We start from the raw sequence: 14,695 nt of genomic DNA on the forward strand, positions 1-14,695 counted from the left end.
CTCACGCCGATTGCTTTGGTTTGCCGTTCAATCGCGACGAGGGCGTCGCTCGCTACAGCAGGGTATGAGGTCAAAGGGTTGTTGATGGCATGAACGTGTTTATGTGGGCGACGTAGCATGCCCTTTGGGCACCTCACGCATATTGCTTTGGTTTGCCGTTCAATCGCGACAAGGTTGGGTAGGTATTCTATTCACACCACCGGTGTGATTCACAGCTGTATGGGGGAGCGCCGATCATCCGAAGTATTGTTTATTGATAAAAAAACACACTCAAGGTGCGCTTTTTGTTGACAATGAATGTTTATACGCGTGTGACTTTGTAGACCGCGCTCAGTGCTTTTAGCTTACGCATTACCTTCGCAAGATGTACCCTGTTTTTGACTGTTAGGTCGATATGCACGGTGCTTAATGCATCATCTGTTTCGGTGATATCGATTTTTAAGACATTAGCGCTGATGCCGGCTGCCGTTGTTGCGAGGGTGGCGATGAGTCCACGTTCGGGTTCAACTTTAAGATCAAGGTTGACAATAAATTCATCATCGATGCTATTGGACCATTCTAGATAGATACATTTTTCTGCATCATCTTTCATGAAGGCAATATTGCGACAATCGGTACGGTGGATCACTAGGCCTCGTCCGGTACTAATGTGTCCGGTGATGCTATCTCCCGGAATCGGCCCGCAGCAGCGCGCGTAGTGGAGTACCATGCCTTCTGTACCGCGGATTGCTAGAGGGTGTTTATCTCCCTCTGATAGCTCCTGAGGCTCAGATTCCTGTAGCTCTGCAGGGCGTAGTCGACGTGCAACAACATAAGCCATGCGATTGCCCATACCAATATCTTCAAGCAGCTCGTCGAGTGATTTTAATTCGGCTTCTTTTAAGAGGGTGGCTAGGGCTATGGGATCAATATCTTCAATATTCGATCCGTAATTGGATAGGAATTGGGTCAACAAGCGTCGGCCAAGTTCGATGGATTCGCCACGATGCTGAATTTTAATGAAGTGTCTTATGGCTGAACGGGCTTTTCCTGTGATGACAAAGTTTAACCATGCCATATTTGGCTGCGCGCTGGGCGTGGTTATAATCTCAACTGTTTGACCGCTGTGTAGCGGTTGAGATAACGGTGCTAAGTGGCGGTTTATTCTGCATGATACACAGGAATTACCAATATCTGTATGTACCGCATAGGCGAAGTCGACGGCGGTTGCGCCTTGAGGGAGTTCGAAAATACGGCCTTTAGGTGAAAAGACATAGACTTCGTCAGGGAACAGGTCGGTCTTAACGGTTTCGATGAATTCCATCGAGTTACCCGCCCGTTTTTGCATTTCAAGCAGTCCTTGAACCCACTTACGTGCTCGATTATAGCCATCGATCGCCGAACTTGAATCACCATAAATTTTGTAATGGCTGTGTTCCGCGATGCCTTGACTGGCAACGGCATCCATCTCTTTTGTACGGATCTGTACTTCGATAGTAATATCTCGCGTACCAAATAAATCGCTATGCAGCGATTGATAACCGTTAGCTTTGGGGATGGCGACGTAATCTTTAAAACGCCCAGGAACGGGTTTGTATAAATTGTGTACGATGCCTAGTGCGCGGTAACAATCGTCTACCGACTCTGTCACGATTCTAAAAGCAAAGACATCCATGATTTCAGCAAAGGATTTACCCTTGGTTTTCATCTTGGTGTAAATGCTATACAGATGCTTTTCGCGACCCGAAACCGCTCCCGGAAGCCCTTCCTGTTTTAACCGGTTGCGTATCGCTTCTTCAATGGAGCTAATAACATACTTACGCTGGCCGCGGGCCTGTACGACAGCCCGGCGAATATATTTGGCACGCATGGGATAGTATGACTGAAAAGCGAGATCTTCGAGTTCGAGTTGTAAGTCTCTCATACCCAATCGGGCCGCGACGGGAGCGTAGATATCGAGTGTTTCTCGGGCAATGCGACGTTGTTTTTCTGGCGGCATCGCACCCAGTGTGCGCATGTTATGCAATCGGTCGGCAAGCTTTACCAGAATGACTCTGATATCGACCGCCATGGCCAAGACCATTTTTTGAAAGTTTTCTGCTTGAGCTTCAGCGCGCGTTTCAAATTCTAGATGTGTCAGTTTGCTGACACCATCGACTATATCGGTGACGACTTGACCAAATTGCTTTTCGAGACCATCTCGGGAGACATCGGTATCTTCGATAACATCATGGAGCATGGCGGCCATTAGGCTTTGATGATCCATATGCATGCCCGCGAGAATCGAGGCAACTGCAAGAGGGTGGGTGACGTAGGGTTCGCCACTTTTACGACGCTGCCCATCATGGGCTTGTTCAGCATAAAAATATGCACGCCTCACCAGCTTGATCTGTTGTAGATCAAGGTAGCCGGTCAGGCGGTCAGAAAGCGCATCAACAGTTGGCATCAATTACTCCTATGCCTCTAACGTAGCGGGTGATTGCCAGACTACATAAACAACAGAAACAATAGAGATGATGCCCTATTTAGGCGAATTGAAAAAGGATTAATCTTCTTCGCGTTCATCCAGGATGCTAACGTCGATATGTTGTCCGGCGATTTCGCGAAGAGCAACAACGGTTGGCTTATCGTTTTCCCATTCTACTTTAGGATCTTTTCCACCGGTAGCGATCTGACGAGCACGTTTAGACGCGATCATTACCAATTCAAAACGGTTGTCTACATTTTCCAGACAATCTTCAACAGTTACGCGTGCCATTTACGACCTCGGTTATATGATTCAGTCATTCAGATCAATTATAAGACCTGGTTAGGATAGCCGGTCAGTCTACCTTAGCTTCGCTATTCTGACAAGAGTTCGGCGAGCATGTCGGCATGCTTTTGTTGTTGTTGCTGCAATTTTAAACGCTGAGCGGTTAAAACGGACTGCAGTTCATGCAACGCCGTATCGAAGTTATCGTTGATAACGAGGAACTGATATTCGTGGTAATGGCTCATTTCGCTTATTGCTTCTGACATGCGGTGGTTAATCACCTCTTCAGAATCTGTTCCACGGCCGGTGAGTCGTTGACGTAAGTCAGCAGTTGACGGTGGCAAGATGAATAGGGAAGTGCACTCAGGCATCTGTTTACGTATCTGTTGAGCGCCCTGCCAGTCAATTTCGAGTATGACATCAATACCTTGCTGAAGTTGCTCTTCAACCCAGACGCGTGAGGTGCCATATTTATTGGTGAAAACATTGGCGTATTCGAGAAATTGTCCATTTTCAATCATCTCATCGAACATCGACATGGAGATAAAATTATAGTCATGTCCGTCTGTTTCGCCGGGACGTATTGTGCGAGTCGTATGGGATACCGACACGCGAACCTGTTTGTCTTGTGCCAGTAGTGCTTTAACTAGGCTCGTTTTGCCAGCGCCGGAGGGGGCTGAGATAACATACAGCGTACCTATCTGTGTCATTAGTTGTTTCACTTTTTCGGGCGGTTATATCGCCGTTGAACACGGCATAAATTTGTGGGCATTATAACGCCTTCGACGACGTTATAATAATCTCCGTGCGTTATTATTCGATTCGCAAAGGAGATGAGAGGGAGTTATTCGGTAAGAGAGAAACGGCGCTTAAGAGAGTGTCGCCAATGCGGATGCAGACCATCCACATTGGCTTTTTACTGAGCATGCCAACCGCTTAGTCTACTGCAAACCAGCACTGAGCAAACTCTTGATGCAGACGAGCAAAGCTTAGCTGTAACTCATTTAGATAGTCACTTAATGAGTTATCTAGCGCATGCTGATCTTCAGCGATGAGCTGCTGCAGTTTTTTTAGCTCGTCTATATCACAAGCTGGTAGTAGGCTCGTGGCGGCCATCATCTGTTCTGCGCAGAAACTGATGGAACGTGGAAAGTGTTTATCATGTAACAAAAAGTCACAGACTTTGGTGCCTTCGACAGTAACTCGCATGGTGCGTCGATAGTTCATGCTGCCGTCGCATGAGCGTAACACATTGCCCCAGATTATCTGTGATGGATCAATATCCTGCTCAATATCCGTTGTGTTTAATTGGGCGGTAATACCAGCATCGAGAATCCGACTTGCCATATCGGCGCGTTCTAGGTTGCGACCTAAGCGGATAAACTGCCACGCGGCATCTTTGCTCATATTGTCGGCTAACAAACCGTTGATCTGTTGACAGCCTTTAATCACAGTATCCAAAAAACCATGTCGATTGGTACGATTAATACCGTCACGGATATGCTCTGAGACATACATACACAGTTCGTTGATTAGCTCCCACAGCGGTAGCGGCAAAACATCTCGACTCGTGCGCACATTTTCACGGGCCATTTGTAGGCTGGAAGCCATTGAGTTGGGATTGGTACTGTCGGCGAGCAATAATTTAACGACGTTTTTTTCATCTTGAATGGTATAGCGGGCATTAAACACGTCTTCGGATGAGTTTATGACCACGAGGTTGAACCAGCTAATATTGATCGCACGAGGTAGATCAAACAGTAAATTGTCGTAAACACCGACCATGCGTGCAGTATTTTCGGCTCGTTCAATATAACGAGAGAACCAGTACATCCGTTCAGCAACTTTAGAGAGCATTAGTCTTTCTCCTCTACAATCCAGGTGTCCTTACTGCCACCACCTTGAGACGAGTTAACCACCAGTGAACCCTTTTTCATTGCAACCCGTGTTAGGCCGCCGGTAGTCACATACAGTTTTTTACCCTGCAATATGAAGGGACGCAGGTCGAGGTGGCGCGGTTCGGGTGTCGAGCCTATTAATGAGGGGGCTGTGGATAGGCTTAAGGTTGGTTGAGCAATATAGTTACGCGGTGATTTGGTTATCAACTCGGCAAACTGTTCCTGCTCTTTTTTGGTTGAATGAGGCCCGACGAGCATGCCATAACCGCCTGATTCGTTAGCCGGTTTGACGACTAATTTATCAAGGTTTTCCAATACATACTGACGCTGTTCAGGGTCTGAGCAGAGGAAGGTTTCGACATTAGGCAGTAAGGGTTCTTCTTTTAGATAGTAACGAATAATATCGGGCACATAGGCATAGACAACTTTATCATCGGCGACACCGGCACCGGGAGCATTCGCTAGCGCAACATTGCCTGCTTTCCAGGCGCGCATCAAGCCCGGCACGCCGAGCATGGAGTCTTCCCTGAAGGCTTCAGGGTCGAGAAACTCATCATCAATACGACGATAAATGACATCCACGCGTTCCAAACCGCTAATAGTTTTCATATAAACGCAGTCATCATCTTCGACGATAAGGTCACTGCCTTCTACCAGTTCGGCGCCCATTTGTTGGGCAAGAAACGCATGTTCAAAATAAGCCGAATTAAAGATGCCGGGGGTGAGTACGACAATTTCTGGTTGGGCAACTTCACGAGGGGAGAGGGAGGCAAGCATCTCGAACAGATGCGCGGGATAATTGTTGACCGGCAGAATCGAGTTTTCAGAGAAGAGTTCGGGTAACACTCGCTTGGTAATCTCTCTATTTTCGATCATATAAGAGACACCAGAAGGCACGCGAAGGTTATCTTCTAAAACATAGAACTGGCCATCCAAATCACGCACCAGATCGGTACCACAGATATTTGCCCACACACCATGAGGAGGCGTTACGCCAACGCATTCGGGGCGAAAGTTTTTAGACTTCAAGACGATTTCTGCAGGCACCACGCCGTCATTAATAATGTTTTGATCGTGATATAGATCGTTGATAAACATATTTAATGCTTTTAAGCGTTGTTTTAGACCTTTGGCCGTCTGTTCCCAATGGGAAGCCGAAATGGTGCGTGGGATGATATCAAAAGGCCACGCGCGATCAATATTTCCCTCTTCCGTGTAGACAGTGAAACTGACCCCCATTTCTTGAATGGTCGATTCCGCCATTTTTTTGCGTTTATTGATCTCAGCTGTACTCATTGAGCCAAGGTAGTTTACCAGCCGAGTCGCAGGTTCCCTTGGCGAGCGATCATCTGCGATTAGTTCATCATAAAAGTTGCCGGTGGAATACTCAGTCCAGTCGATACTCATGTAGATACCCTCGGTTCCATGAACCCTATTGCACTTTTCTTGTGCGGCCTAGAACGGCTATGTTAACCATGCCATATATCTGTGCAATATAGCATTAAAAATCATCTGAAATGGTTGAAAATCCTTTCTTTAATAGATTTTGCAATATATAGGCCATAAGTTTTTTTGGGGTTTATTCGCAAATTGAAATTAACATAATGTGTATGTCGACAGTATTAATCATAAGATTAAGGACGGCGGGATTGATAGTGAGGTTGTCAGGTGATCGGTGATGAGCAGCGCTCTGATCAGCGATGTGCATCGAATAGGCTTATTCACCCCGCGGAGGAATTACTCATTGGAGGGGGCGAGAACGGTGACAGATGCCCCCAGCTTTTATGCTGGGCTGTTTAAACTGCTTGATACAGTCAATTGCATCACCGCAATACATGGGGATAAGGACGACGCTTTATACTAACGGCTTGATGCCCACGAGTTGTACGACACTACATTCGCCACGGTGTAGCTCTCCTTCATTGATAGGTCTTAGGCACTCTCGCGAGACTAGCAGCTTCAGCTCAGCCAATTCTTGTTTTAGATGTTGTAGTGACATCAGCATATCGGGATTTTGAGGCCCACCGAAACCACTACAGCTGAGTTGCTGTGGGCTGAAAGCTTCAAGAATAAAGACCCCTCCTGGTTGCAAACCGGAGACCACTTTCTGGTGTATCTCGCGGCGCAAAGCCGAAGGGGTGTGGGCAAAAATTGATACAATTGCATTCCATTTGTTGGGTGCAATCTCAAGATGAGCCAAGTCACCAATATCATAACGAATGTGTGTGCCTGTTTTTAGCGCTAAGCTCATTGCTTTGTCGCGCCCCACAGGGGATAAATCGATGGCATGAACTTGATAACCTTTTTGCGCCAAGTATACGGCGTTGCGTCCCTCTCCTTCTGCTAGACAAAGAACGGAGCCTTGCGGTATTCGGTAGGCCTGCTCTGCTAGGAAGTCGTTGGGGGCAGTGCCATAGACAAAGTTTTCATTCTGGTAACGTTGATCCCACATAAGTGCCTCTTTAGTGTGTTAATAAAAATCCTCGGAGTTACGTCAAAGGCTGTCACAATACAGTCAAAACAAGGGTTATTATTCTGCGAACCGTTGTTATGTAACCTCTGTTTGTTCTCCCACCTGATGAATAAAGATGTCGACTTAACTGCCTGCCATCGACATCAATCAAGCGCCTTTATAGGCTATAAAATGATTTTACATTAGAATTATCTAATATAATATATGTATATAGTCGTGAAGTGGTTACGGTCGCGTTCGGCTACATTGACAGTGTTGATGACTGGGCTAGTTTGGCTCAAGCCAAGGATAAGGAGATGACAGATGTTAAAACGAGACCCTAATCAACCCTGGCATCCCAGCTATTGGTTGGCGGCGTTGGGTGCCGGTGGACTTTCTATTTCATTTTTCATGTATCTGATGTGGTTGGTACCTCATCCGGGTTTTTCGATGCCGACTTGGCAACACTTTGAACGCTTACTCACTGATATGACGCCATTACCCACAGGGGTTCGTCCGGTGGCCATGCTAGCGGCTCTGTTAATGGTGTTGCTGGCCTTAATGCATTTTGTGCTGTTGATCTGGAATATGCGAGAGTATCGCGCGGCCCGTAATACCGAAGCCTATCAGCGTTTACTGGGATCGCCGAGTGAAGTGCAGTTGATGGCTCAGCCGTTGACACTGGCGATGACAGTCAATGTCTGTTTTGCTCTCGGGGCACTCTGTGTGCCCGGTTTATGGTCCATTGTGGAATACCTTTTCCCACTAGCCCTATTAGCGTTTGCCGCTATCGGTGTCTGGTCGCTGAAGCTCTATGGTCACTATCTGAGCCGATTGTTGGTCAAAGGCGGTTATCGTCACGAAGAACATAATCATCTGTCTTCGCTGATGGCGGTGTTTACTTTTTCTATGCTATCTGTCGGCTTTGCCGCACCGGCAGCGATGTCGCATTCAGTATTAGTCGCGGCGTTGGCAGCCACACTTTCGATTCTTTTTCTGGTGATCGCGGTGGTCTCCGGTGTGTTGGTTTTGATATCCGGTCTGCAAGCGATGCTGCAGTATGGTTTACAGGCGCAAGCGACGCCGAGTATTTGGATGTTAATTCCGATTATGACACTGCTTGGTATCGAATGGGTACGGATGCAGCACGGCTTGAGTCATCACTTTGCTAAACCGGTCGAACAGGGGACATTATTTGTGGTTTTAACCGCTATTTACATGTTGCAGTTGAGTGTCATGTTGTTGGGATATCGTATGATGCAATTGAATGGTTATCTAAGCGATCATCTACTCGGCGAGCAGCGCCACCCCATTAGTTTTGGCCTTATCTGCCCCGGTGTAGCGGTGTTTGTGATGGGTATGTTTTGGTGGCACTTGGTGTGGGTACAGGGCGGCATCGTTATCCCATTTAGTCTTGTTTACTGGTTAGGCATTGGTGTTTTAGCGATCGTGCAGTTTTTGACGCTGGTGGCACTGTTACGTCTAAGTCATCGTTTACTTCGCCATAAGCCGGTTGACATTGCGTCAATGGAATAGTGCGCTGTGACTATGACAGCCATAGTTAAATTTAAACAAACAACAGCAGACAAACGTCGCAATTTTCTTTAATATTAGAGAATACTAATATTAAAGAAACAGGAGACCGGCCATGAGTGAAGTAAAAACCTCCCCATGTGTGCCTCAGGTAAAAGCCTTTTTTGATGAGCCAACAAACACCTTCAGTTATGTGGTGCAAGATCCTAGCTCTCAGGCCTGTGCCATTATTGATTCAGTATTAGATTTTGACTATGCCAGCGGCAGTACGGATGTCCGTTCGGCGGATGAAATTATTACCTATGTTCGTGATCATGACCTCACAGTTGAGTGGATTTTAGAAACCCATGTGCATGCTGATCACCTGTCGGCCGCCCCCTATCTGCATCAAGCGCTGGGCGGTAAGACCGGCATTGGGGCGCTCATTACGGTAGTACAGGATACGTTTGGTAAGGCATTTAACGTGGGCAGCGAATTTGCCCGTGACGGTAGTCAGTTTGATCGCCTTTTTGAAGAAGGAGAGCGTTTCAGTATTGGTAATTGTGAAGGCTATATACTGCATACGCCAGGACATACACCGGCCTGCTTGACCTATGTGATCGGTGATGCGGCGTTTGTTGGTGATACCTTGTTTATGCCGGATTACGGTACGGCTCGCTGTGATTTCCCCGGTGGTGATGCACGCACGCTATTTCGTTCGATTAACAAGGTGCTCAGCTTGCCGGCTGAAACTCGCATCTTCCTTTGTCATGATTATAAAGCGCCTAATAGAGAAGTTTATTGCCACGAAACCAGTGTGGCGGAGCAGCGACAGCACAATGTGCATGTTCATGAAGGCATTACTGAGGCTGAATTTGTCCGCATGCGCACAGAACGTGATGCTACGTTAGCCATGCCGACTCTGATTTTACCATCGGTACAGGTCAATATGCGCGCGGGCGAGATGCCGCCAGCTGAAGATAACGCTCAAGTATATCTGAAAATACCCATTAATTTATTTAACTAAACCTGAGGAAACTATGGACATTAAAGTACTGGAACCGGGCTTTTCCATCTGTCATGCAATCTACCCAAGTGATATAACTGAATTGAAAGCACAAGGCTTTCGCTCGCTTATCTGTCATCGTCAGCCGGGCGAAGCCGAAGACCATATCGACACGAATGAACTGCGCCAAGCAGCAGAAGCGGCGGGTATTGAATTGGTAGAGATTCCGGTGACAACGGGTGAATATACAGCGGAAGCGATTGAGGCCTTTGGTGTGGCGATTGAAACGCTGCCGACGCCTATTCTGGGTTTTTGTCGCAGTGGTCGTCGTGCGGTGTCACTCTGGATTCATAATCAACTACAGCAGGAAAGCTGTGATATAGGGTTATTGCTGCAGGCTGCCCATGCTGCCGGGCATGATTTACATGCCGAGAAGGATCGCTTTACTAAACGCTGATTTTGTAAGCTCCCAAGGGGGTTAAGTGAATATTAAAAAATATCTACCGATCCTGAAATGGTTGCCTAATTACCGTTTAGCAACCTTTAATCAGGATCTGTTGGCGGCGATGATTGTGACCGTGATGCTAGTGCCTCAGTCATTAGCCTACGCTATGCTGGCGGGTTTGCCGCCAGAAGTGGGGCTCTATGCCAGCATCGCCCCCTTATTGATCTATACCGTTTTTGGTACGAGCAGTGCGTTATCAGTCGGGCCAGTGGCCGTCATTGCGCTGATGACCATGACCACCGCTGGCAATATTGTGTCTCCCGAGGGGGAGGCCTACCTGACGACAGTTATTCTATTAACCTTTATGTCCGGCATTATGCTGACATTGATGGGCTTATTCAGGCTGGGATTTCTCACCAACTTTCTGAGTCATCCAGTGATTTCTGGTTTCATTACGGCCTCCGCTGTCATCATTGCTGTCAGTCAGTTTAAGCATCTGTTGGGTGTATCGGTGAGTGGTCATAGCCTCCCTGGATTGCTGGTGGCTTTGGCTCAGGCGCTACCTGAAATGAATCTGACGACGCTATTGATGGGTAGCGGGACGCTACTCTTTCTCTATGCAACTCGGCGCTGGTTGGGGCCGCTGTTGACTGGTCTAGGTGTTAGTCGAGCCATTGCCGGTAGCGTTGGACGTCTTGCGCCGATCTTAGCCGTCTTGGTTACGACTTGGTTGACGGCTCAATTTGCTTTGATTGAGCGAGGAGTGGCGATTGTGGGTGAAGTGCCCGCAGGCTTGCCGCCTTTAGCGCTACCATCTACTGATGTCAGTCTTTGGCAGCAGTTGTGGGTTGGGGCATTGTTAATCAGTATTGTTGGCTTTGTCGAGTCGGTGTCCGTAGGGCAGACATTAGCCGCGAAACGTCGCGAACGTATTGATCCGGATCAGGAGCTTATCGGCCTTGGCTGTGCCAACCTGGGGTCGGCAGTGAGTACAGGGATGCCAGTGACGGGTGGCTTTTCTCGTTCTGTGGTGAACTTTGATGCCGGCGCACGTACCCCTGCAGCTGGTGCATTGACCGCCTTAGGCATACTGGTGGTGATTCTCTGGTTAACCCCCCTGTTGCGGACATTGCCGATCGCTACATTGGCGGCTACCATCATTATTGCGGTACTGTCGCTGATCGATGTACATGCGATCAAGCATACGTGGCGTTATTCCAAGGCTGACTTTTCGGCAATGTTATTAACCGTTGTGATCACCCTGCTGCAAGGGGTCGAGGCGGGTATTCTTGCCGGTGTTGGTTTGTCACTCGCATTACATATTTATCGCACTAGCCGGCCACATACCGCCGTCGTGGGACGCGTTGCAGGCAGTGAACACTTTCGAAATATCGAACGGCATACGGTGGAAACGAGTGCTAACCTGTTGATTATGCGAGTCGATGAAAGCCTCTATTTTGCCAACGCCCGTTATCTGGAGGACCAAATACAGACACTGGTCAGTCAACGTCCTAAGCTTGAGCATCTGGTGATCAGCTGTCAGGCGGTTAATCTGATCGATGCATCCGCTTTGGATAGCTTAGAATCGATCAATCTACGCTTGATGGATACAGGCATTAAATTTCATCTAGCTGAAGTTAAAGGGCCGGTGATGGATCGTTTGGATAAGGTTGGATTTCCTCAACGACTTAGTGGTGAAATATTCATCAGTACCTTTGCCGCTTGGCAGCACCTGAAAGCGGCTAGCAAAAATCACCACGATGATTTAGAGGTATCCGAGATATGACGATCATCGTATAAGTTTTACCTATTAAGTGTATTGATAGGTTAAATTTCTTTTAGATATAAGCTTATATTATTATGTAATCAATGAAGAGCAAGTATGCTCATTACAGCAAGACAACAGGAGAAATGAAAGATGGCACTTCGAATCAATGACATTGTCCCCAATCTCGATTTGAAAACAGATCTAGGTGACTTCAAGTTGCATGATTTCATCGGCGATAGTTGGGCTATCCTGTTCAGTCACCCGAAAGACTTCACGCCCGTTTGTACAACAGAATTTGGTGCGGTAGCTCAACTGGCGGCTGAGTGGGAAAAACGCGGCACCAAAGTCATCGGCCTATCGGTTGACGGTGTTGATGAGCATGTTCAGTGGAAAGCCGATATCGAAAAATATTCCGGTGCACCAGCTAAATTCCCGATCATTGCTGATGATGACATGGCGGTTGCTAAGGCGTTGGATATGCTACCTGCCGATGCTTACCTGCCGGATGGCCGTACCGCGGCGGATTCTGCCAGTGTACGTGTGGTCTTTATCTTCAGCCCAGACAAAAAACTGCAACTGTCGATGACTTACCCTATGTCTGTCGGCCGTAATTTTGCCGAAGTATTGCGGGCGCTCGATGCGCTTCAAGCGACAGCTCAAGCGCCGATCGCAACCCCCGCCAACTGGCGTACAGGCGAAGATGTTATCGTTGGTCTGTCGCTCAATGATGACGAAGCCAAGGCTAAGTTCGGTGAGATCGATATAAAACTGCCTTACTTACGTACCACTAAACAACCATAATGATGGCTTGATCATCATGGTCAAATGATACGCCCTGTTCGCCGCTTCGGCTGGTGGACAGGGCGTTTTTTTATATACGTTTTTATATACATAGTCAGCTTGAGTGAATCATGTATATCTTGCAGCGGGTCACTTCATGTTATGAGTATCGGCGTGCATGAATCGAATGCAGTGATGCTGCATCCTTGTTTAAATCGCTAATGAGGTTAACAGACGATTAAATTTCTTATGCACCTCGGCATCCGTCAGTAAATGCCTCAGCAGGTTTTGATCCGACGCGTCTAAGTAGTGTTTTATCAGCAGTGTATCGGGTTCCGATGCGGCTTCGATATTGAAACCGGACAAATCATCTAGGCCAAGATACGCGACACGGTCACCAATACGTCCAGCCAAATAAAGTAACACGCTATCTTTTAGTTCATCATCCTTTAATGCTGATTGCTCGGGCAGTTTGAATAGCGGCAGCATGGCGTTAGTAATGCCGCTCGGTAGTGGGCTTTAATCAATAATCATCCCAATAAGGTGGTTCTCCAAAATAAGAGTCTAAAAAGTCGAGAAAGGCGCGAAGCTTTGGCGCTAGAAGTTTTCGATGAGGATAGACGGCGTATAAGCTCATCGTTTCCAGTTCAATGTTATTAAGCATCGTTTTGAGCTTGCCTTGCTTCAGTGCTTCTCCCACGATAAATGTTGGTTGCAGAATATAACCCTCACCAGCAATAGCGGCTGCCATCAATATCTCACCATTGTTTGCGCTCAAGCCTGATTGATTTGTATGCGAATTAGAACGCAATACCTTCATTAGTGGATTATCGGGGGCCGAGTAATCCATATAGCTGTAATGTAAAAAATGCGAGCGGCTCAATTCCTCTGGGTGGGACGGGGTTCCGTATTTTTCAATGTATGAAGGGGCTGCACAAAGTACGAGTTTTACAGGTGCTATTTTTTTTGCAATCAAAGATGAACTTTTTAAGTGTCCTATTCTCAGTGCGACATCAAACCCTTCTTCGATAACATCTACTTTACGATCACTCAATTCAAGGTTAACGCCGACTTCCGGGTACTCTTGTTTGAAATCCCGGATAAGTGGCGCAAGGTGTAATGTTGAAAAGGAGACTGGTGCACTTATTTGTAGAAGCCCTTTGGCAGTACTTTGAAGTCCACCAAAGTGGCTTTCCATATCATGAACACTCTCCAGAATGTGCATGGCATGCTGTAAGCACTGTTCACCTTCTTGGGTTAAGTGAACACGCCGAGTTGTTCGGTTAAATAGTCTGGCACCTAGTTGCTCTTCTAGCTGAGATACATATTTGCTCACTAGTTGATTCGAGGTCTCTAGTTTCTCAGCGGCTTTGGTAAAGCTACCTAGGTCTGCTACGGTGGCAAATGCTTTCATCATGTCTAAGCGGTCCATGGATAAACCCTATATTGCAAACATTACGTTGATAGTTATTCCATAATATCATTATTTATTAGTCAATATGTTGTTAGTAGTATAGATATCAACCTGATTGAGGCGGCCAGTTTTCACTTATGACTTAGAGAGGAAATTCACGATGAACAAGCAAACTATACACAACATATTGAAATCAGGTGCAGGCCTTGCAGCACTCGCTTTAAGAGTACCTGTTGGGGTTATCCTGGCTGCTCATGGTGCACAGAAATTATTTGGCTGGTTCGGTGGATATGGCCTTGAAGGTACTGGTCAGTGGATGGCAAGTATCGGATTAGAGCCAGGATATTTGATGGCCCTCTTGGCAGGCAGTGCAGAATTTTACGGTGGCCTGGCTTTGGTACTTGGTTTGTTAACCAGACCTGCTGCAGCCGTGAGCGCATTTACTATGTTGGTGGCTATTTTTAGTGTCCACTTTGAGCATGGACTTTTCTTGACAAACAATGGTTATGAATACGCTCTTGCATTGTTTGCTACAACCGTAGCATTAACGATTCAAGGTGCAGGAAGCTTTTCGGTTGATAATAGGCTGGCAAAAAAGTTGGTTGGTAATGCTTCTGTGAATGAGCCATCGCACTTAAAACAAGTGGCTTAATTGTTGAATTAACAATGCCTTCCTGTACTGCAGGAAG

At 47.0% G+C, this 14,695-nt stretch carries 14 protein-coding genes; 6 read left to right on the forward strand and 8 right to left on the reverse strand.

Features of this window, described 5'->3' with window-relative positions; genetic code table 11:
• Positions 1 to 301: 301 nt before the first annotated feature.
• From Q4488_RS07325 to Q4488_RS07350, 6 genes are all read right to left on the reverse strand, one after another.
• Complete coding sequence (locus tag Q4488_RS07325) at positions 302 to 2,425, reverse strand: bifunctional (p)ppGpp synthetase/guanosine-3',5'-bis(diphosphate) 3'-pyrophosphohydrolase (protein ID WP_303579826.1); 2,124 nt, start codon at positions 2,423 to 2,425, stop codon at positions 302 to 304.
• Positions 2,426 to 2,524: 99 nt separating this feature from the next.
• Positions 2,525 to 2,737 carry a DNA-directed RNA polymerase subunit omega gene (rpoZ, locus tag Q4488_RS07330; protein WP_303579827.1) on the reverse strand — a complete coding sequence of 71 codons (213 nt, stop codon included), beginning with the start codon at positions 2,735 to 2,737 and terminating at the stop codon, positions 2,525 to 2,527.
• 83 nt (positions 2,738 to 2,820) lie between these two features.
• Positions 2,821 to 3,441 carry a guanylate kinase gene (gene gmk, locus Q4488_RS07335; RefSeq protein WP_303579828.1) on the reverse strand — a complete coding sequence of 207 codons (621 nt, stop codon included), beginning with the start codon at positions 3,439 to 3,441 and terminating at the stop codon, positions 2,821 to 2,823.
• Positions 3,442 to 3,667: 226 nt separating this feature from the next.
• Entirely contained in the window at positions 3,668 to 4,588 is a 921-nt protein-coding gene (locus tag Q4488_RS07340; protein WP_303579829.1) for an alpha-E domain-containing protein, read from the reverse strand.
• Complete coding sequence (locus Q4488_RS07345) at positions 4,588 to 6,036, reverse strand: circularly permuted type 2 ATP-grasp protein (protein ID WP_303579830.1); 1,449 nt, start codon at positions 6,034 to 6,036, stop codon at positions 4,588 to 4,590. The genes Q4488_RS07340 and Q4488_RS07345 overlap by 1 nt, the downstream gene beginning before the upstream one ends.
• A 448-nt stretch (positions 6,037 to 6,484) precedes the next feature.
• Entirely contained in the window at positions 6,485 to 7,081 is a 597-nt protein-coding gene (locus Q4488_RS07350; protein ID WP_303579831.1) for a bifunctional 2-polyprenyl-6-hydroxyphenol methylase/3-demethylubiquinol 3-O-methyltransferase UbiG, read from the reverse strand.
• A gap of 324 nt (positions 7,082 to 7,405) precedes the next feature.
• Here Q4488_RS07350 and Q4488_RS07355 point away from each other — a divergent pair, with 324 nt between their 5' ends.
• The 5 genes from Q4488_RS07355 (at position 7,406) to Q4488_RS07375 (ending at position 12,613) form a co-directional block, all read left to right on the forward strand.
• Positions 7,406 to 8,617 (forward strand): hypothetical protein, encoded by a 1,212-nt coding sequence (locus Q4488_RS07355; RefSeq protein ID WP_303579832.1) that lies wholly within the window; start codon positions 7,406 to 7,408, stop codon positions 8,615 to 8,617.
• Positions 8,618 to 8,729: 112 nt separating this feature from the next.
• Positions 8,730 to 9,620, forward strand: a complete 891-nt coding sequence (locus tag Q4488_RS07360; protein WP_303579833.1) for an MBL fold metallo-hydrolase — start codon at positions 8,730 to 8,732, stop codon at positions 9,618 to 9,620.
• A 13-nt stretch (positions 9,621 to 9,633) separates the two neighbouring features.
• The gene (locus Q4488_RS07365) at positions 9,634 to 10,056 is read left to right on the forward strand and encodes a TIGR01244 family sulfur transferase (RefSeq protein ID WP_303579834.1); all 423 of its coding nucleotides are present in this window, start codon (positions 9,634 to 9,636) and stop codon (positions 10,054 to 10,056) included.
• 25 nt (positions 10,057 to 10,081) lie between these two features.
• Entirely contained in the window at positions 10,082 to 11,830 is a 1,749-nt protein-coding gene (locus Q4488_RS07370) for a SulP family inorganic anion transporter (protein WP_303579835.1), read from the forward strand.
• 132 nt (positions 11,831 to 11,962) lie between these two features.
• Positions 11,963 to 12,613 carry a peroxiredoxin gene (locus Q4488_RS07375; RefSeq protein WP_303579836.1) on the forward strand — a complete coding sequence of 217 codons (651 nt, stop codon included), beginning with the start codon at positions 11,963 to 11,965 and terminating at the stop codon, positions 12,611 to 12,613.
• Positions 12,614 to 12,802: 189 nt separating this feature from the next.
• Here Q4488_RS07375 and Q4488_RS07380 read toward each other — a convergent pair whose 3' ends face one another.
• Both Q4488_RS07380 and Q4488_RS07385 read right to left on the reverse strand, forming a co-directional pair.
• Positions 12,803 to 13,081 carry a hypothetical protein gene (locus tag Q4488_RS07380; protein WP_303579837.1) on the reverse strand — a complete coding sequence of 93 codons (279 nt, stop codon included), beginning with the start codon at positions 13,079 to 13,081 and terminating at the stop codon, positions 12,803 to 12,805.
• Between the two features lie 34 nt (positions 13,082 to 13,115).
• The gene (locus tag Q4488_RS07385) at positions 13,116 to 14,009 is read right to left on the reverse strand and encodes a LysR family transcriptional regulator (RefSeq protein WP_303579838.1); all 894 of its coding nucleotides are present in this window, start codon (positions 14,007 to 14,009) and stop codon (positions 13,116 to 13,118) included.
• Positions 14,010 to 14,166: 157 nt separating this feature from the next.
• Here Q4488_RS07385 and Q4488_RS07390 point away from each other — a divergent pair, with 157 nt between their 5' ends.
• Positions 14,167 to 14,658, forward strand: a complete 492-nt coding sequence (locus tag Q4488_RS07390; protein ID WP_303579839.1) for a DoxX family protein — start codon at positions 14,167 to 14,169, stop codon at positions 14,656 to 14,658.
• Positions 14,659 to 14,695 lie beyond the last annotated feature (37 nt).

It is taken from the genome of Amphritea sp. 1_MG-2023 (assembly GCF_030547545.1).
GTDB lineage: Bacteria > Pseudomonadota > Gammaproteobacteria > Pseudomonadales > Balneatricaceae > Amphritea.